The sequence below is a fragment of the Rhizobium sp. BK538 genome (genome assembly GCF_014197575.1).
Classification (GTDB): Bacteria; Pseudomonadota; Alphaproteobacteria; order Rhizobiales; family Rhizobiaceae; genus Rhizobium.
Genome location: NZ_JACIFT010000019.1, coordinates 81,380 through 101,278, shown reverse-complemented (window position 1 = coordinate 101,278; position 19,899 = coordinate 81,380). Strand labels below are relative to the sequence as shown.

Here is a 19,899-nt window from a genome sequence, read left to right as displayed (position 1 = left end):
CGAGGTCGATGTGCCCTCCATAAGCGCCTTGCCGTCGATCGGCTTTCGATCCGCAAACATCAGACGCCAGACGCCAGACGGCAACGTGAAAAATCGAAGTCGCGAGCACGTCCGGCGTGTCGGCCGCCGCATCCTGTATAAACTCTCGCGATGCCTTGCTCGACCAAGCCCGTAAGGGCTGCAAGCGTCGGTGCGATGAATTGCTCATGAAGGCAATCGACCATTTCGGGAAAACGAGTTCCTTCGGCGATGGACAAGCGCAGGAGTTCTCTCGTCTTTCCCTCGTTGGCCGTGTTTTCATAAGCGATCAGCAGCAGGTCGCGAATTCGGTCGGCGCGGGATCCCCGAAGGCTGCCGATGGCGGTCAACAGGTGCGGGATGAAGCCGACATGTGGCGAAACATCTCCTTGCGACGTCTTCTACTCGCGTTGCCGCGTAACCGTTTGCCGCAAACTCCTCGAACGCGGCCTCCAGTATTTGATGGGGACGCCGCGCCTTCAATTCCGCTCGCGATATTTTCTCACAGCTAAATTCATAACATCCCATTGAAATTGCTTGATATCCAGCGGCTGTCCGCATCTGGTCACCTGTCTCCATGTTGTATGTGTCAACATTTTTTGGCCAACCAAGTTGACATCGCCCACTTTAGACACTAAGTGGGCGATGTCAACATCAGGCGATCGCCTGGTCCAAGTAGAAGATCGAAGCTGGCCGCTCAACAACGCGTCTCTTCGCAACCATACCGGAGCAAAACATGCAGTCCTTTCGATTGCTGGGAATTGGTCTCGCCTGCGCAGTTCTGGCTGCCTGCGAGGAGAAAGCTGAAGTGGCGCCGCCGCCGCAGCAGGTTCGCGCCGTCTCGGCCGCGGAGGCGCAGTATCAACCCGGTGCGGAAATCACCGGCGAGGTGAAGGCAAGGGTCCAGACTGAACTTTCCTTTCGCGTCAGCGGTAGAGTTCTCGAGAGAAAGGTCGATGTCGGGTCGCATGTCCACGCCGGCGACGTCCTGGCCCAGCTCAACGACACGGAGCAACAGGCCGACGTCAGTGTCGCCCGCGCAGCACTGGAGTCGGCGCAGGCGGTCCTCGCGCAAAAGACGCTCGCCTTCAACCGGGCGACGTCACTCCTGCAGTCACAGGCGGTCCCGCGGGCGATCTTTGACGATGCCCAGAAAGAGCTTCTGAGTGCGCAGGCTTCCCTCGAGGCCGCCGAGGCCGCGCTCGCGACGGCGAAGGACGCGCTGTCCTACACCGAGTTGAGAGCGGCCGCGGACGGCATCATCACCGCGCGCAGCATTGAAGCCGGGCAGGTCGTCTCAGCGGCGCAATCGGCCTTCACGATCGCCCACGACGGTCCAAGAGATGCGGTGTTTGATGTCTTTGAAGCATTCTTTTTGGACGGCCGTCCTTTGAACGACGTCGTCGTCGCACCGGTTTCGGACCCCACGCGAGACGTCCACGCCAACATCCGCGAGGTCTCGCCGGTCATAGACGCAAAAGCAGGCACCATCCGGATCAAGGTGGGGCTCCAGGAGAGCACGCCGTGGCCGCTTGGAACGCCCGTCGTGGGCAAGCTGCGCGCCGCGCCGCGGGACGGTATCGTGCTGCCCTACACCGCGATCGCATCAGCCGACGGCGAACCCGCCGTCTGGCTCGTCAACACCCAAAACCGTTCCGTTTCGCTCCGCAAGATTTCGGTCGGCCGATACCGCCAGAGCGACTTCATCGTCACCAGCGGCGTCGCCCCACAAGACCTGGTTGTCACCGAAGGCGGAAAGTTTCTCAAGGAAGGCCAGGCAATCGCCTGGGAAGGCAAGTGAGATGACACTCGTGCGCATAGGTACCTCTCTTCCATTTCTCTTGTCGATTTCTCTGCTTGTTGGCTGCGATCAAAGGTCGGAGGCAGGAGAGCAGGCAACGCCCCGTCTGGTCAAAGTGGTCATGGCTGAGGTCGAACAGAACAAAGCGACAAGCTTGCCCGGCGTCGTGCGAGCCCGCATCGAGACCGATCTGGCGTTCCGGACTCTTGGGCGGATGGTGTCTCGCAAGGTCGATGTTGGCGATCTGGTGCACAAGGGCGATGTCCTAGCGGAGATCGATCCGCTCACGCTGCAGCTCGCCGTCAAGAGCGCCGAAGCCGATCTGCGCAACGCTCAGGCACAGTTGGAGAACGCCGCGACGACCGAGACGCGAAAGAGAAAGCTGATGCAGAGCAATGCGGCAAGCGTTGCCGATCACGATCTTGCCGAACAGCAGCTCAAATCGGCTACCGCCAATGCTGCCAAAGCAGCGGCCAGCCTTGCGAAGGCGCACGAGCAACTTGGCTACGCCGAACTGAGGGCCGAATTCGATGGCGTCGTCACGGCCACGTCCGCAGAAACGGGCCAGACCGTCTCGGCCGGCCAGCCGGTCTTGAGCCTCGCACGCCTCGAACAGCGCGACGTGGTCGTCGACGTTCCGGAGGCGCAGCTCAGCAACGTTCGCCAGGACGACCGCTTCAATGTGGCCCTCCAGCTCGACAGCAAAATTCAAGCCATTGGCGTCGTTCGTGAGATCGCGCCGCAGGCCGATCCGAATACCCGCACCTATCGACTGAAGATCGCCATCGATCAGGCGCCCGACATCTTCCGCCTCGGCGCCGTGGTCACCGCGACGCCGCTTGTCGGAGAAAGGAAGCAGGCGATCGCGCTGCCGCTCTCCGCCATCCGCCATGAAGGCGGTGCCAGCCAGGTCTGGGTGGTGGATCGCTCGACAGCCACGGTGGTTCCGAGAGCGGTTGAACTCGACGGCCCGGAATCTGGCGCCCGTTCCGTCAGGGTTCTATCGGGCCTGCGGGAAGGCGAAGCGATCGTCGTCGCCGGAATCGATGAACTCGTCGATGGACAGAAAGTGAAACTCGGACAGGAGCAACGCCCGTGAATAAATTCAACCTTTCGGACTGGGCACTCGAGCATCGCTCTCTCGTCTGGTATTTCATGATCATGTTTGCGCTAGCGGGCGCCTTTGCCTATCTCGGCTTAGGTCGCGAGGAGGATCCGTCCTTCACGATCAAGACGATGGTGATCCAGGCCCAGTGGCCTGGTGCATCCGCCGAGGAGGTGACGCAGCAGGTTACCGACCGCATCGAAAAGAAGCTGCAGGAACTCGACAACCTCGAACATACCCGCAGCATCACGACAGCCGGTCAGACGATCGTCTTCGTTGACCTGCTGCCGGATACAAATGCACGGGACGTGAAGCCCACCTGGTCGCGGGTCCGCAACCTGATCGACGACATCAGGCACGAGTTTCCACAGGGCGTTGTCGGACCCTTCTTCGACGACCAGTTCGGCGACGTCTATGGCAATATCTTTGCCTTTACGGGCGACAGCGGACTGAGCCAGAGGGAGCTGCGCGACTACGCCGAGACCGCCCGAACGCAGATCCTCAAGATCCCCGACGTCGGCAAGGTCGATATCGTCGGAGCGCAGGATGAGGTGATCTACCTCGAATTCTCCACCCGCAAGATCGCCGCCCTCGGCATCGACCGCTCCGCGATCATTGCCACGCTGCAGGCGCAAAACGCCGTCACGCAGTCCGGCTTCGTGGAAACCGGGCCCGAGCGCGTCGCTTTGCGGGTCGGCGGGCGCTTCATCTCCGAAGACACCTTGCGTGGGATCAATCTTCGGGTCAACGACCGCTTCTTCCCGCTGACGGACGTCGCAACGATCACCCGCGGCTACGTCGACCCGCCGACGTCGCTTTTCCGCTTCAACGGAAAGCCGGCCATCGGCCTCGCGATCGGCATGAAGACGGGCGGCAACCTGCTCGCGTTTGGGGAAACGCTCGAAAAGACGATGGGCAACATCGTCCAGGAGCTTCCGGTCGGCGTCTCCGTCGAAAAAGTCTCCGATCAGCCGAAAGTGGTCGACGAGGCGGTTGGGGGCTTCACCAAGGCCCTGTTCGAGGCGGTCGCGATCGTGCTCGCGATCAGCTTCATCAGCCTCGGGATGAGGGCCGGCCTGGTGGTGGCAATCGCGATCCCGCTGGTGCTCGCCATCACCTTCCTGGTGATGCTCTACACGGGCATCTCGCTGCAGCGCATCTCGCTCGGAGCGCTGATCATCGCGCTCGGCCTCCTCGTCGACGACGCCATGATCGCCGTCGAGATGATGGTCGCACGGCTGGAAGCGGGCGACAGTCTCACGAAGGCCGCCACCTACGTCTACACATCGACTGCGTTTCCGATGTTGACCGGCACGCTGGTAACGGTCGCGGGCTTCATCCCCGTCGCTTTCAACAAGAGCAACGCCGGCGAGTTCACCTTCACGCTCTTTGTCGTCATCGCGGTTTCGCTCGTCGTTTCATGGGTCGTCGCGGTCGTGTTCACGCCGCTGATCGGGGTGACCATTCTACCGAAGACCATGAAGAAGCACGCCGAGCACAAGGGGCGCGTTGCCAGGGTGTTTTCAAGCCTGCTGCAGTTCTGCCTGCGCTGGCGCTGGATGACGATCGTCGCGACGGTTCTTCTCTTCGCCGGATCGATCGTCGGCCTGTCGATGGTGCAGCAGCAGTTCTTCCCGAGTTCCGATCGTCCGGAACTGATCGTCGACTGGAACCTGCCGCAGAACAGTTCGATCGCCGAAACAAGCCGCCAGATGGCCCAGTTCGAGCATGAGATGCTGGCCGACAATCCTGGCGTCGAGCATTGGTCGACATACGTCGGCAGGGGTGCGCCGCGCTTCGTCCTGTCCTTCGACGTGCAGCCGGCCGACGTGTCCTTTGGCCAGACTGTCATCGTCACCAAAGGCCTCGACGTCCGCGACAAGCTGAAGCAGCAGATGGAGGCCTACCTTCAGAAGACCTTTCCGGGAACGGACGCCTACGTGAAGCTTTTGGACATCGGACCCCCGGTTGGCAAGCCGATCCAGTACCGTGTGTCCGGCGAAAATCTGCAGAGGGTGCGCGACCTGGCACAGAAGCTGGGCTCGATCGTCGGCACCCATCCCTCGCTCAGAAACCTCGCCTTCAATTGGAACGAACCGGCCCGTGTCGTGAAGATAGACGTGCTGCAGGACAAGGCCAGGCAGCTCGGTGTCTCGTCGCAGGACATCGCAATGGCGCTCAACACCGTCGTACAAGGAAATGCCGTAACCCAGGTCCGGGACGACATCTATCTGGTCGATGTCATCGGCCGTGCCGCAGAAAAGGAGCGCGGCTCGATCGACACCCTGCTTGACCTGCAACTGCAGAGCAGCAGCGGCCAGTCCGTGCCGCTGTCATCGGTGGCAACCTTCCACTATGAGCTTGAACAGCCGACAATCTGGCGGCGCGACAGAATTCCGACCATCACGATCAAGGCCGGAATCGGCGATGCGACGCAGCCGGCGACGGTCGTGAAGGCGCTGTCCGACAAGGTCGCAGCCTTCGAAAAGACGCTGCCGGCCGGGTATACTGTCAAGGTCGGCGGCGCGGTCGAGGAAAGCGCCAAGTCGCAGGGTCCGATCGCGAAGGTGGCGCCGGCCATGTTCGTCATCATGGCGACGCTCTTGATGATCCAGCTTCAGAGCTTCCACAGGCTGTTTCTGGTCTTCTCGGTGGCGCCGCTGGCGCTCATCGGCGTCGTCGTGGCGCTGCTCGCCAGCAACTCGCCGCTCGGGTTCGTCGCACTCCTGGGCGTCCTCGCGCTCGTCGGGATCCTCATCCGCAACTCCGTAATCCTGATCGTCCAGATCGAGGAGCTGCGTGCAGAGGGACTGTCGGCATGGAAGGCGGTGGTGGAGGCGACCGAGCACCGCATGCGGCCGATCATGCTCACTGCCGCGGCCGCAACGCTCGCCCTGATCCCGATCTCGCACGAGATTTTCTGGGGTCCCATGGCCTACGCGATGATGGGTGGGATCGTCGTCGGCACGGCGCTCACACTTCTCTTCCTGCCGGCGCTCTACGTCGCCTGGTTCCGGATCCCTCGCGAAGTCGAGCAGCACTGAGATGACCACATCGCTCTCGTTCCCTGGGCGAATTGCCCAGGGTCTCACCGGGTTTGGTTTTGGGTTCGCCAAGGCGATCGCCGCCCGCCTGGGCCGAGCCGTCCCGGTCCTTGTGGCCCTCGCTCTCGCTGTATCGGGTTGCGCCAACCGGGCGCAGGACGTCCTTCGGCCTCTCGCTGCGGCCCCGACCGGCACAAGCCGGGTCACCATGCTCGTCGCTACAACCCGCAAGCCATCGGACGATCCTGGCAGTCTCTTTTCCGGCGACCGCGGGACGGCGATTTCCCTTAACAGCATCGACATATCCATCCCGCCCGATCGGAACCGCAAGATCGGAGAGGTGCAGTGGCCGTCCCGCATGCCGCCCAACCCGCAAAAGGAGTTCGCGGTCACTGATGTCGCCAAGGTGCAATCCGAAGGCAAGGCCCTGGACTGGTACCGAAGGAACCGAAACAAGAGGCATCAGGTCATCATCTTCGTGCATGGCTTCAACAACACCTATGCCGACGCAGTCTTCCGCTTCGCGCAGATCGTCCATGATTCGGGAACCGACGCCGCGCCGATCCTCTTTACCTGGCCCTCAAGAGGCCGCGTCTTCGATTACCTCTATGACAAGGAGAGCGCCAACTATTCACGCCGTGCCCTCGAGGATCTGATCCTCCAGGCTGTGAAAAGCCCCGACGTCGACGACGTGACGATCCTGGCTCACTCCATGGGCGGCTGGCTTGCCGCAGAGGCCCTGCGCGGCGTCGCCATGCGCGAAAAATCGATTCCGGTAAAGGTCAAGAATGTGGTTCTGGCGTCGCCGGATATCGACATCGACGTATTTCGCCGTCAGTTCATGGAGATGGGACCCAAGCGCCCGCATTTCGCCATCCTGACATCGACCCGCGACAAGGCACTGGAGGTCTCCGGCTGGCTTTCGGGTGGCGTCAATCGAGTCGGCGGGTCCGATCTCAGGCCCTACGCGCCCCTCCTCAAAGAACTCGGTGTTTCCGTCATCGACACGAGCGCAATCGCGACCAATGATCCCCTCGGCCACAACACCTTCGCCGACAGTCCGGAGATCGTGCGCCTGCTTGGACAGCGGCTGGCGGGGCAAAGCCTTGAGGGAGGAACGACGAATGTTGCGGACCAAATCGGGATGACTGCGGCCGATTTCGCGGGTTCGGCGGCGCGCGTAGCTGTCGCGGCCCCGGTTGCTGTCATCAGCCCGGAGGCGCGTGATGTTCTCAAGCGAGAGCTCTCGTCAGACAGCGGGCGGATGGTGAACGGTCAGATCTCTTACTGAAGAATGAGCACCTTCAGACCGCCATCTGATGAAGCCTGGCCCTCAATGCCATTCGGCTTTGGCCTTTATCAACGGATCTTCGAAGGCAGGGCAAAGGACATCGCTGGAGGAATTCGGCGGGATTGCAAATGGAAGTTGGCATGATTGCAAGGAACCAGCCACGACCGGAATTCACAATTCAGATCGTTGAAGCCGGCACGGCGGCGTGCCGGCTTTACGGCCCTGCAAAGACAAACGTCGCTGATATTGCCAAACTTCTCGGGAAGTCACCGGCGAGCATATATAAAATCTTTCCTTCGAAGGCGTCGATATGGGATGCGATTGCGGAGGATTTTTTCGAAAGCGATCTCTGCTTTACCGCCTGGGCCGACGGCGATTTGGCGAGTGTGGCGGACCGCCTGAAAGACACCGCGCTAGGATATCATCGGTTAATACTGAACGCCCTTCGCAACGACAGCCAGATGTTCAAACTTACTGTTCTTGCGGCAGAAGGCGATTGGCCGTCATTCCGGAATTATCTGAAGCGACTTCATAACGGCGTGGGAGAACTCATTCGCGCCGGCATCGCAGCGGAAGAGTTCCTTCCAACGAAAGTCGATTTGGCAGCTGCCTGTTTTTGCGCCTCCATCGGCGTTCTACTGGATCCCAGAATTATCGGAGCACTGCCGTCGAGTCACTATGAGTTTTCCGCTGAGGAGCTTGTCTGCTATTCGGTATCAGCATTGAAAGGCATACAGCCTAATCGCCGCGCTATACCGATTTCCCAAAGACCTGGCCAACGATCTCCTTGAGGGTAGCGCGGGTGACAGCGCGCCCCAGCTTCCAAGTTGCGAGAACCTCGTCCGACAGATCTATACAAGACTTGGTGATGAACGAACGCATGCGGAAGACTACGCGCGCTCACTCGGCCGCTTCGAAAAGCATTTGCGGCTTTGGCGCAGCGCTCGTTCGCGCTGAATGGTATCGTTCACCTTCATGGACGTCTTGCGCAAGGGATTGGACGCAGTTCCAATTCTGCAGCAAATGGCCACGCCTCACACCAAAGCCCTCAGGTAGACCGAAAGCTGTGCGCCGAGGCTATGCAGGCTCTCGGCGAGGTCATCGGTCGTGAATCCGTTAGTCGGTATCGACTGTTCAGGCACGAAAAACTTCGGCGTTGCGCTGCGCCAATGGCGAAGGCGATCGATCGCCTCAAGCAGCGTCTTGTTGCTGCCGCCAGGTCTGTCGGCTTCGAGCCATTCAGAGGTTGCGGCGCCGGCTAGATTGCGGAGTGCAGCGAGCACGTCGGCGGCTTCGTCAAGATGCGAGCTGTATCGCCGTCCCTCGAGCACGAGGCGTTGCCGGCAGGTTTCGGCAGCAGTGCTGGCGATGCCGGCGGCACGCCGAGCGTCGCGTATCGCGCTATCTGCCGAGCCAGCCTGACCGGCAACCAGTTCGGCATAAGCGAGATTGGCGTCAATGGCTTTCGACAAGGCGGCTTCCATCGCGTCCCGCACGCGTTCTGGCCAGAGCGAACTGATGCCGACGCCGATGAGCGCTCCGACGACGTTGTCGAGCGCGCGCGTCCAGGCGAGGCTATGGCCGGGCTGGAGCAGCTCGGAAACGAAGATGAAGAGCGGGGTCAGAAACGCCACGAACAGAGTATAGCTGACCGACCGCAGCGCGATCGTCGCGGCGGCGACCGGGAAGATGACGAGAAGCAGCGCTCCTTGGGTCGAGAGAAGCTCTGCGCCCGCGGCCGCGATGACAGCGCCTGTGACGCTTCCGAGGATGCGCTCCAGGCTCCTGCGCCAGGTCGCGGACGCGCCTGGCTGCATGCAGACCACGGTTGCCATAGTCGCCCAGTAGGAATAGTCGAGGCGAAGGAACTGCGCGGCGGCATAGGCGACCATCACGGCGATCGCCGCGCGAACGGCATGCCTGACGATCGGCGGGGCGAACAGGCCGCTGCCTGACTGTGCCGGCTTGCACGATGCGATGGGATTACGCCTTGGCGCAAGCGCGACGGGCGGCCATTGCCGGATGAGCGAATCGAGCGCGGCCGCGCTTTGCGCGCTCAGCTTCGCGAACAAAGTTCCTTTGGCGAGCGGCTCGCTCTTCAGGCACTTGGCGATCGCGACCAGCGCACTGCCATCGGGCATGCGGCGCCCGGATTGATGGTTCAACTCGGCAAGCGCCTCGGCCAGAATGCCGATTGTCTCGCGATACGCGGCCCCATCCGATGGCGCAAAGCCGTTCCTCCCACGGTGCTCGATGGCGATCAGGGTAGCGAATAGTTGGTCGGCGACATCCAGACCCGCACGAATATAGTCGCGCTCGACGTCGCCCTCACATGGCAACCGGGCGAGAAGCGCGTGGCCATGTTCGATGGCATTGCGTACCGCGCGGCGGTGGTCGGCGGCCAGGGTGACGGATTTTTTTGAGCTGGACGTTCCAGACTCTCCAGGCAGCAGATCTGCGAGCATGTCCTGGAGGCGCGCATAGGCGGCGGCGACCGCACGGCGCGCGGGTCCATGAGGATGGATCCGACAGATCAGCAGGCAGAGCGTCGTCGCCCAGATCGAGCCTGAGAAGAATGTAATCCCCAGTTCAGCGGCGGCGAGGGGCGGGCGCGGAAAGCTGATGGCCACCACCGCGACGACGCTTGCCATCAGGCCGGCAGGGGCGGCGGCTGGACCCCAGCCGCGGCTGAGCGAGTATAGGAACACGGTTGCCAAAAGGAAGAGCGCAGCGATCAGGGGGCCGAACTCGGCAAGCGTGGCGGCAAGCGGCGCGGTGATCGCTCCGGCGATCGCAAGACCGCCCATGGCAAGGAACCGCTCGCGGTCCGGGCCGCCGGGATCAGCCAGGCAGGTCCAGAAGGCGCCGAAAGCCGCCCAGCCAAGCGTCGGGGCGTCCAGCACCCACGCGATCGCCACCACCACCGCTACTGCCGTGGCGGCACGAAGGCCCTCCATGAATCCGATCTGTTCAGGGGTCAGCGCGACCGAATTCTTTTCGAGGAAGCGCACGAGGGCGCTCAGCAGCGGCGCGTGCCCGGCTCTGTGTCGCCGCGAAAGCAGGCACTTGGCACTCTCATTCCTGGTGTCGATCGTCGCCATTCGGATTTACGCCTTCGTATGCCCCTGGCGGGGCCTGCCCACATTGTTTGAGATATCTGCATGATAACTTGGGTAGTTCTATTCGTTAAATGACTTATAGGACTAACAATAAGTCCATTTTGGAATGTTTGGCTTGCGCGCAAGAACGCGATCGCACCGGTTCATCTCGCGGCTGGTTTTGGCGCGCGGCGGGTGGAGGGCTACAGATGGCTTCGTAGTCGGGACCGACAGGTCAGCGTCTCCTCAAGGTAGAGTTCGACGCTGTCGGCATGGTGGCTCAGATAGTCGATCGAAACGTGCTGGCCACGGTGCGAAGACGATGGCATTCGCAGAAGATCTTGTCCGGTTCGAGGGCCATCAAGCCGCCCGCATCTCCGGTGAATGCATTCTCAAAACGACTTTCGTGACCTAATCGAATTCTGGTATTGAATGGCAGTCCGTTGGGACAGCTGCATCGCCACGAAACGCCGCCCAATGAGGAATGGAAGATGGAACTTCGGACCCTGCGCGCCTTTGTCGAAGTCATTCGCTGCGGCGGGTTCACCGAAGCCGGAAAGACGATCTTCGCCACGCAATCGACGGTGAGCAAGATGGTGAAGCAGCTCGAGGAGGATGTCGGCGTCCAGTTGATCGACCGGTCCGCACCACGCCCGCGCCCGACCGAGCCAGGCCTCCTGGTCTACCAGCGCGCGCTCGACATGCTCGCCATGCGGGACGAACTGCTGATGCAGATCGGCGAGCTACACAGCTTCAAGCGCGGTGTCCTGCGCGTCGGCGTGCCGACAGTGGGGGGCGACACGCTGTTCGCCCCCGTGATTGCAGAATATCGCCGGCGGTTTCCGCTCATACAGATTAATCTCATCGAGCATGGCAGCGCGCGTCTACATGAGTTGCTTCGGGGCGGCGATCTCGATGTCGCCGGCATCCTGCTCCCGGTCGAAAGCGATCTTGAATATCGCAAGGTCCGGCGCGAGCCCGTGGTCGTCCTCACCCCAGAAGGCGCATACCCGGCGCGAAAAACCTCGATCTCGTTGGCCGAATTGCAGGACCAGTCCTTCCTTCTGTTCCAGCAGGGCTTTGCGTTGAACGAGATGATCCTCGCCGCCTGCCGCCGTCAGGGCTTCGTGCCGAATGTCGCCATGCAGTCGGCCCAGACGCGGTTCATCGCCAAACTCGTCGAGGCGCGGCTGGGCGTGGCGTTCATGCCGCGCATGGTCGCGATGGCCGACCGGCCGGACAGCGTCGCCATCCTCGAGCTCGATAATCCGGACATTGTCTGGGATATGTCCCTCGCCTGGCGGCGCGATGGTTATCTGCCGAAAGCGGCGACCGCGTTCATTGATCTCGTCCAGGAAATCGTCGCGGATCAATAACCGGCCCTGCCAAAAAGGCAGCTTAAAAGGCGCGACGCATTCCAAATTCGACTGACATGAAGTCGAACGTTTCATTTTGCGAATGGCAAGATGCGCCATACCTTCCTCGTAGAAACTTCGAAGCAGCCAGCAACCGAAGTGAACCACGAAAGGAAAGTAAAATGATCGTCTCGGCTCCTACAGACTTTCGCGAAGCTGCCCGTCGTCGGCTGCCGCGTTTTCTCTTCGACTATATTGACGGTGGCGCTGTCACCGAAAACACGATGAAGTCCAATTCGGCTGAGCTCGCCTCGGTCGCGCTGCGTCAGCGTGTGCTCTGCGGCGTCGGCGAACCGACGCTCCATACCGAGATCCTCGGGTCGAAATGGTCGATGCCCGTGGCACTCGGCCCGGTCGGCGCGACCGGCATGTATGCGCGTCGCGGCGAGGTCCAGGCCGCGCGTGCCGCCTCGAAGGTCGGCATTCCGTATACGCTGTCGACCGTGTCGGTCTGCCCGATCGAGGAAGTGGCGCACGGCGCCGACGGCGAACTCTGGTCGCAGCTCTACGTGCTGAAGGACCGCGGCTATATGCGCAATGCGCTCGAACGCTCCTGGGCGGCTGGCATGAAGTCGCTGGTCTTTACCGTCGACATGCCGGTGCCGGGCTCGCGCTATCGCGACAACCGCTCGGGAATGTCAGGCCCGCGCGCTACGCTCCGCCAATATCTGCAGGCGATCACGCATCCACACTGGGCTCTGAATGTCGGCCTCCTGGGACGACCTTTGTCATTCGGCAACATTGACACCTATTCCGGCCGCAAGATGAGTATGAACGACTATATGGGCTTCATTGGCTCGAACTTCGATCCGTCGATTGGCTGGAGCGATCTTGAATGGATCCGCGAGAGCTGGAAGGGCAAGCTTATCATCAAGGGCTTGCTCGACCCCGAGAACGCTCGCGATGCCGTGCGGCTTGGCGCCGATGGCATCATCGTTTCCAATCATGGCGGCCGCCAGCTCGACGGCGCGATTCCGACCGCGCGGGCTCTCCCGCGGGTGGCCGAGGCGGTAGGCGACGAGCTGACGATCCTCGCGGACTCTGGCGTCCGCTCCGGCCTCGACGTCGTCCGCATGCTGGCGCTCGGCGCCAAGGGCGTCATGCTCGGACGCGCCTATATTTACGCACTCGCCGGTCAAGGCGAGGCCGGCGTCGCGCGTCTGCTCTCGCTGTTCGCCGCCGACATGAAGGTGACCATGACGCTGACTGGCGCCAAGTCGCCGAGCCAGATCGGCTCGGACTGCCTCGAGAAGATCGAACAGCACATCCGGGCGGAGCGGGAGCCGGTGAAGGCCACCGGCGCGCCTGCCTTGCCACACGCCGCCTGACAGCACCGAAGATGGGCGACGCATAACCGCGTCGCCCCTCGTTAGCACACACCACAGCTCATCAACTCCAGGGCCGCTCGCGAGACGCGCGAGCGGTAACGGCGAGGCTTTGCCCGTATGCGGATCCGCCGATCAGAAGGAAGCAGTCATGCCGAGTTATGTCGTCAATCTGCCCGCCTTGCTTCGAGATACGCTCGAACGCGAGGCGGCCCGGGTGAAGGACAGCCCGTCGAAAGTCGTCGCCGCGGCGATCGGCCAGTATCTCGGTACGCCGGCGCACACCGTGTTCCAGGTGTCGACCTCGGGCGCGTTGGTCGCTGGCGTCTATGCCGGCGTCGTGAGCGTCAGGACCATCCTCAATCACGGCGATTTCGGGCTCGGGACCTTCGCCAATCTCGACGGCGAGATGGTCGTGCTCGACGGCCTCGCCTATCAGGTCCGGGGCACCGGCCGCGTCAGCGTCGCCGACCGTGCGGCCCGGATCCGAACTGGTTGGGCGCGGCGCAATAGCGGATCCCCATTGGACGTGGAGCGGATGACGCCGGTACAGCTGTCCGGACAACCATCCTCGGCGCTGGTGACTAATGGCCGATGGATAAACCCGGAACAGGATCTCCGTCTTTCTGGGCAGTAAGACCAGGGCACCTGGGAGCTTTTGTCGATCTCCGTCATCATTGCGTTCATGCGCTTGGATACCCAGCGCTGCAGATCGGGACGCACGGGATGGTCCCTCGCCGCCAGAAACATGCCAGCTGGCTAGGCCTTCCAGGCGACTTGTTCCGCGAGGTGGTGAACAATAGCTACGCCTCGACGGCGCTCTCGGTGATATCGATCGGATCGCTTCGTCCGCTTCGTCTGATGGCCTGTGGCGGTTGCCCGAAAGCGCGCAGGAAGGCTCGTCGCATGCGGTCCCGATCGGCGAATCCCGTCTGGCGGGCGATGACGTCGATCGGGTGGCGGCTCTGTTCCATCAAGAGTCGCGCCGCCTCGACACGCAGGCGTTCAACGACTTTGGCGGGCGGCTGCCCCGTCTCCGCTAGAAATGCCCGGCTGAACTGGCGCGGACTGAGGCTTGCCACCTTGGCCAATTCGGTCACTGACAATTGCGTTTGCAGGTTCCGCCGTGCGTATGTCAACGCGCGCTGGATGCGATCCGATCTCGGTGCGAGGTCCAGAAGCTCCGAGAACTGCGACTGTCCCCCAGGTCGGCGATGATAGACCACCAGCTTGCGCGCGACCGCACGCGCGATTTCAACGCCATGATCCTGCTCCACGAGCGCGATCGCCAGATCGATCGCAGCGCTCGCGCCCGCGGACGTCCAGATTGGGCCGTCGGCAATGAAGATACGGTCCTGCTCGACTTTGACATTGGCAAAGCGGTCGGCCAGGTCGCGCGCGTAGAACCAGTGCGTCGTTGCCCGCTTGCCATCAAGGAGCCCTGCCTCGGCAAGGACAAAAGCTCCAGTGCAGGTCGAAACCACTCGGCGATGGCGGTCGGTCGCATCTCGCAGTTTCTCTATGAGCTCCGGCGGCGGCGGAACGATCGTCGGACCTCCGGCGATCATGAGCGTATCGAAGCGCTGCTCACGCAGTTCGACCGTGTCGATGCAGACACCGATCGAACTGCGCACGAGCCCGCCGGTCATTGATACGGTCACGACCTCGTAGGCCGGTTCCGGCAAAGAGCGGTTGGCAAATTCGAACGCCGACAGCGCACCCAGAGAAAGCATGTGGAAGCTTGGATAGACCAGGAAGCCGATGGTTTGCACCGTTCTCATCACGAATGTCCTAAATCGCCGTATATATGACATTTATGCCGCCGTACCGCAACCCCACATTCAATTCACTGACGTGCAATCCATCAAAACCGCAGGCACGTCCTCAAGCGAAAGGATTCGAAGTCATGTCTATGAAGACCCTCTACACCGCTCAGGTGCATACTGTCGGCGGCCGCGAAGGTGCGGCTCGCAGTTCCGACGGGCGGATCGACATCCAGCTCGCCACGCCAGGCTCCAAGCGCCCGGGCACCAATCCCGAACAACTGTTCGCCGCCGGATGGTCGGCCTGCTTCGAAGGCGCCTTGGCACGTGCGGCCGCAGAGAATGGCCTGGCGCTGCCATCCGATACGGCTGTCGATGCCGAGGTCAACCTCAACATCGACGAAATCGAAGGGTTCTCGATCAGCGCTCGGCTCGCCGTCAGTTTGCCTGGACTTGGAAGGGAAGCGGCGCAGGCGCTGATCGACCGCGCACACGCAATCTGCCCTTATTCAAAAATGGTGCGCGGCGGGATCGAAGCCGTTGTCGCCCTGGCTTGATTGGAGACAGACAATGTCTATCATCGAAACCACAATCGATCGCCGCAGCTTTCTTTCTTCCTCCCTGGTTGGCGCAGTCGCTCTGAGCGTTCCGTTTGCCGCGCAGGCGGGCGTCATAGCGGGCGATGGGGAAATTCGCCCCTTCATCTTCCGCGCATCGAACGAAGCGCTCGTCGACCTCAAGGGACGCATTCGCGCGACGAGATGGCCCGAACGCGAGACCGTTCGCGACGCGACCCAAGGCGTGAACCTCGCCACGATGCAGAAGCTTGCCGATCATTGGGCCAATCACCACGATTGGCGCAGAGCCGAGAAGGCGATCAATGCTCGACCGAACTTCATTACCGAGATCGATGGGCTCGATATCCACTTCATCCACGTGAAGTCGAAGCATCCCGGCGCACTTCCGATCATCATCACCCACGGCTGGCCGGGTTCGATCATCGAGCAGCTCAAGATCATCGAGCCGCTCACAGATCCGACCGCCTATGGCGGCACCGAGGCGGATGCGTTTCACGTCGTCATCCCGTCGCTCCCCGGTTACGGCTTCTCCGGCAAGCCGACCGGGACGGGCTGGGATCCCCAGCATGTCGCGCGGGCATGGGTGGAGCTGATGCGCCGCCTCGGCTATGACAGATATGTCGCCCAGGGTGGTGACTGGGGCAATGCGATTACTGAGCAGATGGCGCTCCTCAAGCCCAAGGGATTGATCGGTGTCCACACCAACATGCCCGCCACGATTCCCGACGAGATCGCCAAGACGCTCCCAGACGGTCCCGCACCGGTCAGTCTCTCGACCGACGAACGTTACGCATGGGACCAACTTTCGTTCTTCTACAAGCATGGCCTCGGCTACGCTCAGGAAATGGCAAACCGACCGCAAACGCTCTATGCGCTCGCGGATTCGCCAATTGGGTTGGCCGCTTGGATGCTCGATCATGACGACCGCAGCCGTGATCTCATCACCCGGGTCTTTGACGGCGCAAAGGAAGGGCTGACGCGGGATGATATCCTCGACAACATCAGCCTCTATTGGCTGACGAACACCGCCGTCTCCTCGGCCCGTCTCTATTGGGAGAGCAAGCTCGCCTTCTTTCAGCCGAAGGGCGTCGAGCTGCCGATGGGCGTCAGCGCCTTCCCCGATGAAATCTACACCGCGCCGGAGAGCTGGGCCCGCAAGGCCTATCCGAACCTCGTCCACTACAGTCGCCTGCCCAAGGGCGGCCATTTCGCCGCCTGGGAGCAGCCGCAGCTTCTGAGCGAGGAACTGCGGGCGACCTTCCAATCGCTGCGTTAACGCGGTGCATGCTCTCGCCCAACAGGATCTTATGAAGGCCTCACATGAGGTCTTCATGAATCAAATTGCACAAATTGCGAACGCGGGGCTTCTTTCGAAACTCGAGCTGATCTGCAAAGCGGCGAACAAATTGATCCAAACGGCAATACTAAATCTTGCCGTTTGGATGCGGTTCAGTCACCGGACGGCAGGGTCCTTCAAGAGTGCGGTTTCCCGAGCCGTTGATCCGAAAGAATGCTAGGACGACAGGATTTCCTTTGTTCAATGAGGTAGGTGTTCACTTCCAAAATCGCTTTGCATCGATGACCTCGCCCAGTGCGATCTGGGCGGCATCAATCAGTCTTGACTTGTCCGCATGCGAAACCACGCTGTCCCGAGCCGGATGATCGGAAAGACCGCGCTTGTCATCGAACAAAGCCCGGGGAGGTCTATCCCGGCGCGTCGGGCCTGGTAGTACGCGAAGAGGACGGCGCGCGCGTGATGCAGTCGACGAACGATCAGCTGCGGGTCCATGAGCTCTCGAATCTGGCGACCGCCGCCCGCGTGCCGACGGTCGTCACCAATGACGTGCTGTTTCATGTCCCCGAGCGGCGCATCCTGCAGGACGTCGTCACCTGTATTCGTCACAACGTCACCATCGATGACGCCGGCTTTACTCGCAACTCGGAAACCCGGAGTCGCTTGTGCTCAGTGATGACAGTGTTACCGACCGTATCCTGGCCGAGCGACGCCGCGCCAAAGATCCTGGGCAGTTCCCGGGCCAACATGCGTAGGCCGTAGCGGGCCTGATAAAGGAACATCTGGAAAAGAGGGTGCGACATCGCAGATCTCTGCGCTTTGCAACGACTAGGTTCGAATTCTCTGGCGAACCCTTTCATAAAGCCTGACGTCTGCGCGCTGCAAGAGCTCGACGACGATCGCAAAGTGCTGCCGGTCAACATAGCTCGCCCAACCGCTCTCGCATCGGACTACGAGGTAATAACTGTCCCCGTAGGCCTCTATACCGCGCTTGTACGTAACGCTGGCGCGCTGAACCGAGCTCCTCTCTCGCGCTTTGGGTCCCGGCTCCAGCTTGCAGTTGAAGCGATCGGCCAGTTCGGGAAAAGGGCCTTCTGCCTCGGCTCGTTTGCGGTAGTGTTCGAAGATGAAATCCGGCTTGCATCCCCGAACCAGTCGAAAGCTCATACCGACTCCGGCGTAGTCGTTGCGGGTGTGGCGAACCGGTGGATCGTAGGCGAGGGTGACGCGGATTGTCCGGTCGGAATTGCCTTCTTGAAATGCATCGGGGATCGGGATCCGATAGACTGCAAAATGATCGAGCTGAAGGGCGTCTTCTGCAAAGAGTGTCACTCGTGCATCGTCGGAGAATGCTGCCCGTTCCAGATCGATCACGCCGTGGCCGCAGATCGACCTGATGGCTTCGTGTCCGAGGGGACGGAGCCGCTCGCTGACAGCTTCAGGGATTTCTGCAGAGTTCAGCAAGAGCGCTCGAACCAAGTTGGCTGAAGCTTGCGGGAACCGAGCAAGAATTTGCCCTGCGCTGAACCCGACGCGAGGCGCTGAATATGATGTCCCGGAGCCGGCCGTGAAAAGACGATTCAGATAGTTGTGATTCAAGGTCAGAACGCCGGCGCTTGGGCGATCCTCACCGCCGCGAAGCCGTGCCACAACCGGATCGAAGATCAGCGTTCCACCCACGTCCACAAGGTCGGGTTTCGTCCCGCCTCCGAGGCCGGGGCCAACCCGCGAAAACGGCGACGGTTCGTTCGCGCGCGTGATGGGGCGCACCCGGACATCGTCCGCCATGTCGGCATCCAGGCCTTCCCCTTGCGCGATCGAGCCGACCGTAATCACGTTCATCGCGCCCGCGGGCTCGAGCAGCCGATTGGCTGCTTCGAGGAGATAGTTCGGATATTCGGTTACCCCCTGTTCGACGCGACTGCCGGTCCGCGGGCCACGGTTGCCGGCCGAGACGATGATGACGACATTCAGCTCGCGTGCCAGTTCGTCGAGAGTTGCCGCCCACGTCCCGACCTTGCTCCCATCGAACACGCGTTTCTTGTCTCCGAGAGAGATGACGAAGATCCGGCATCCGAATTCACGTTTGAGCCGCGTGATCGCTTCCCGCATTTGCGACGGGACCAGCGCGATCGTCAAAGCCGCCGGCGTCATTGGTGACCTTCGCACTGCAAATCCTCGATCCTCGCCGCAGCTCGCCCGTCGCGAGTTGGGCGCGCAGATCGCCAAAGGCTGCTATTCCCGCGACGCGCGTGCCATGCCCCCAGACGTCCGCCGTTCCGAGATTGTCAGGAACAGCAATGCTTCCCGCGACGATCCCCTCGAGGAAAGGGTGAGCATTGAGACCGCTATCGATGATGCCGATCACGGGTGCGTCGCCGTCGATGGCATTCAGGGGAGGAGCCTCAGCCAGCACCATGTCCATGGCTTCGGACGTGACCAGGTCCGGGGCCGGGGGAAGATCGACCGATGCGACATCCTCGATGGTCAGCAACGTCCGTACCAGCTCACCCGTCAGCCGGGCGCGAAGCATGGTGATGGATGGTCCGACGTATCGATCGAAGATCTCGCCGGCCCGAGCTTCCAGGTAGCGAACAATCTCCTCTAGCTTGCGCTCGCGAAGGCGCCGCTCACCCAGATCCCAGATCTCGATATCAACGAGGTAGACATGGCCATCCTGGAAGTCCGCTGTTTCGACCAGCCCCTCTTCTCGGAAGCGAATTCCAATCCTGTCCCTCGGCTCGATCGATCCGATCGTCTCGATACCGCCTATGAAATTGTTGTAGGGGGCATTTTTCTGACCAGCAGGTGCCCCGCGCTGATACGCGTCGAGCCTCGCCCTGAACTCGCCCATCTCGTCATTGGACGCAAACAGTACAAGCGTTCTATCCGCGTCACTGGACAAGACCGTCAGGCCGAGCTGCTCCCAATCTGCTTCTTGCAATGCGCCGGTCATCTGAACGCGCAGAATGAGTGACGGATCGACGAATTCCGGCTTGCGTCGGCGGCGTTGTTCTTCGCGCGCCGCGTCCAATTCGTCTCTCAGTTTGGCGCTATGTCGCGGGCCGTCGCGATCGGGTGGCGGTGCACCGCCGCCGTGCTTGCGCCGCTCGAGCTGCTCTGGAAGGCGGACAAGCTCGAGATGATCGTACTGGGCCACGGCGACC

At 61.6% G+C, this 19,899-nt stretch carries 16 protein-coding genes; 11 read left to right on the top strand and 5 right to left on the bottom strand.

The window, feature by feature from the left end; genetic code table 11:
- Nucleotides 1–297: 297 nt before the first annotated feature.
- Nucleotides 298–546 (bottom strand): TetR family transcriptional regulator, encoded by a 249-nt coding sequence (locus FHX09_RS30045; protein ID WP_245505482.1) that lies wholly within the window; start codon nucleotides 544–546, stop codon nucleotides 298–300.
- Between the two features lie 208 nt (nucleotides 547–754).
- On the opposite strand from FHX09_RS30045, the gene FHX09_RS22255 reads away from it, so the two are divergent.
- The 5 genes from FHX09_RS22255 to FHX09_RS22235 all read left to right on the top strand — a co-directional run bounded on the left by FHX09_RS22255 (nucleotide 755) and on the right by FHX09_RS22235 (nucleotide 8,050).
- Complete coding sequence (locus tag FHX09_RS22255; protein ID WP_132590472.1) at nucleotides 755–1,819, top strand: efflux RND transporter periplasmic adaptor subunit; 1,065 nt, start codon at nucleotides 755–757, stop codon at nucleotides 1,817–1,819.
- Nucleotide 1,820: 1 nt separating this feature from the next.
- Nucleotides 1,821–2,918 (top strand): efflux RND transporter periplasmic adaptor subunit, encoded by a 1,098-nt coding sequence (locus FHX09_RS22250; protein ID WP_165933110.1) that lies wholly within the window; start codon nucleotides 1,821–1,823, stop codon nucleotides 2,916–2,918.
- Nucleotides 2,915–5,968 carry an efflux RND transporter permease subunit gene (locus FHX09_RS22245; protein ID WP_132590474.1) on the top strand — a complete coding sequence of 1,018 codons (3,054 nt, stop codon included), beginning with the start codon at nucleotides 2,915–2,917 and terminating at the stop codon, nucleotides 5,966–5,968. Before FHX09_RS22250 ends, FHX09_RS22245 begins: the two co-directional genes overlap by 4 nt.
- A gap of 1 nt (nucleotide 5,969) precedes the next feature.
- Entirely contained in the window at nucleotides 5,970–7,259 is a 1,290-nt protein-coding gene (locus FHX09_RS22240) for an alpha/beta hydrolase (protein WP_132590476.1), read from the top strand.
- Between the two features lie 128 nt (nucleotides 7,260–7,387).
- Nucleotides 7,388–8,050 (top strand): TetR family transcriptional regulator, encoded by a 663-nt coding sequence (locus FHX09_RS22235; RefSeq protein WP_132590478.1) that lies wholly within the window; start codon nucleotides 7,388–7,390, stop codon nucleotides 8,048–8,050.
- Between the two features lie 243 nt (nucleotides 8,051–8,293).
- On the opposite strand, the gene FHX09_RS22230 is transcribed toward FHX09_RS22235, so the two are convergent.
- Nucleotides 8,294–10,360, bottom strand: a complete 2,067-nt coding sequence (locus FHX09_RS22230; protein WP_184450646.1) for an FUSC family protein — start codon at nucleotides 10,358–10,360, stop codon at nucleotides 8,294–8,296.
- A gap of 488 nt (nucleotides 10,361–10,848) precedes the next feature.
- Between FHX09_RS22230 and FHX09_RS22225 the strand changes: the two genes are divergently transcribed.
- The 3 genes from FHX09_RS22225 to FHX09_RS22215 all read left to right on the top strand — a co-directional run bounded on the left by FHX09_RS22225 (nucleotide 10,849) and on the right by FHX09_RS22215 (nucleotide 13,734).
- Nucleotides 10,849–11,733, top strand: coding sequence for a LysR family transcriptional regulator (locus FHX09_RS22225; protein ID WP_132590482.1), 885 nt, complete (start codon nucleotides 10,849–10,851; stop codon nucleotides 11,731–11,733).
- A 161-nt stretch (nucleotides 11,734–11,894) separates the two neighbouring features.
- Nucleotides 11,895–13,100 carry an FMN-dependent L-lactate dehydrogenase LldD gene (lldD, locus tag FHX09_RS22220; protein ID WP_184450645.1) on the top strand — a complete coding sequence of 402 codons (1,206 nt, stop codon included), beginning with the start codon at nucleotides 11,895–11,897 and terminating at the stop codon, nucleotides 13,098–13,100.
- Nucleotides 13,101–13,248: 148 nt separating this feature from the next.
- Complete coding sequence (locus tag FHX09_RS22215; protein WP_132590486.1) at nucleotides 13,249–13,734, top strand: acetolactate decarboxylase; 486 nt, start codon at nucleotides 13,249–13,251, stop codon at nucleotides 13,732–13,734.
- Between the two features lie 166 nt (nucleotides 13,735–13,900).
- On the opposite strand, the gene FHX09_RS22210 is transcribed toward FHX09_RS22215, so the two are convergent.
- A complete protein-coding gene (locus tag FHX09_RS22210; RefSeq protein ID WP_132590636.1) occupies nucleotides 13,901–14,869 on the bottom strand; it encodes a GlxA family transcriptional regulator in 969 nt (322 codons plus the stop codon).
- A 134-nt stretch (nucleotides 14,870–15,003) separates the two neighbouring features.
- Here FHX09_RS22210 and FHX09_RS22205 point away from each other — a divergent pair, with 134 nt between their 5' ends.
- From FHX09_RS22205 to FHX09_RS22195, 3 genes are all read left to right on the top strand, one after another.
- A complete protein-coding gene (locus FHX09_RS22205; RefSeq protein ID WP_132590488.1) occupies nucleotides 15,004–15,417 on the top strand; it encodes an organic hydroperoxide resistance protein in 414 nt (137 codons plus the stop codon).
- 13 nt (nucleotides 15,418–15,430) lie between these two features.
- Complete coding sequence (locus FHX09_RS22200) at nucleotides 15,431–16,714, top strand: epoxide hydrolase family protein (RefSeq protein ID WP_132590490.1); 1,284 nt, start codon at nucleotides 15,431–15,433, stop codon at nucleotides 16,712–16,714.
- Nucleotides 16,715–17,194: 480 nt separating this feature from the next.
- Nucleotides 17,195–17,494: a hypothetical protein gene (locus tag FHX09_RS22195; protein WP_210301578.1), complete on the top strand. Its 300-nt coding sequence runs from the start codon at nucleotides 17,195–17,197 to the stop codon at nucleotides 17,492–17,494.
- 66 nt (nucleotides 17,495–17,560) lie between these two features.
- Here the strand turns inward: FHX09_RS22195 and FHX09_RS22190 are convergent, their stop codons facing one another.
- Complete coding sequence (locus FHX09_RS22190; RefSeq protein ID WP_184450644.1) at nucleotides 17,561–18,886, bottom strand: S8 family peptidase; 1,326 nt, start codon at nucleotides 18,884–18,886, stop codon at nucleotides 17,561–17,563.
- Nucleotides 18,813–19,892 (bottom strand): S8 family serine peptidase, encoded by a 1,080-nt coding sequence (locus FHX09_RS22185; RefSeq protein ID WP_184450643.1) that lies wholly within the window; start codon nucleotides 19,890–19,892, stop codon nucleotides 18,813–18,815. Before FHX09_RS22185 ends, FHX09_RS22190 begins: the two co-directional genes overlap by 74 nt.
- Nucleotides 19,893–19,899: the final 7 nt, after the last annotated feature.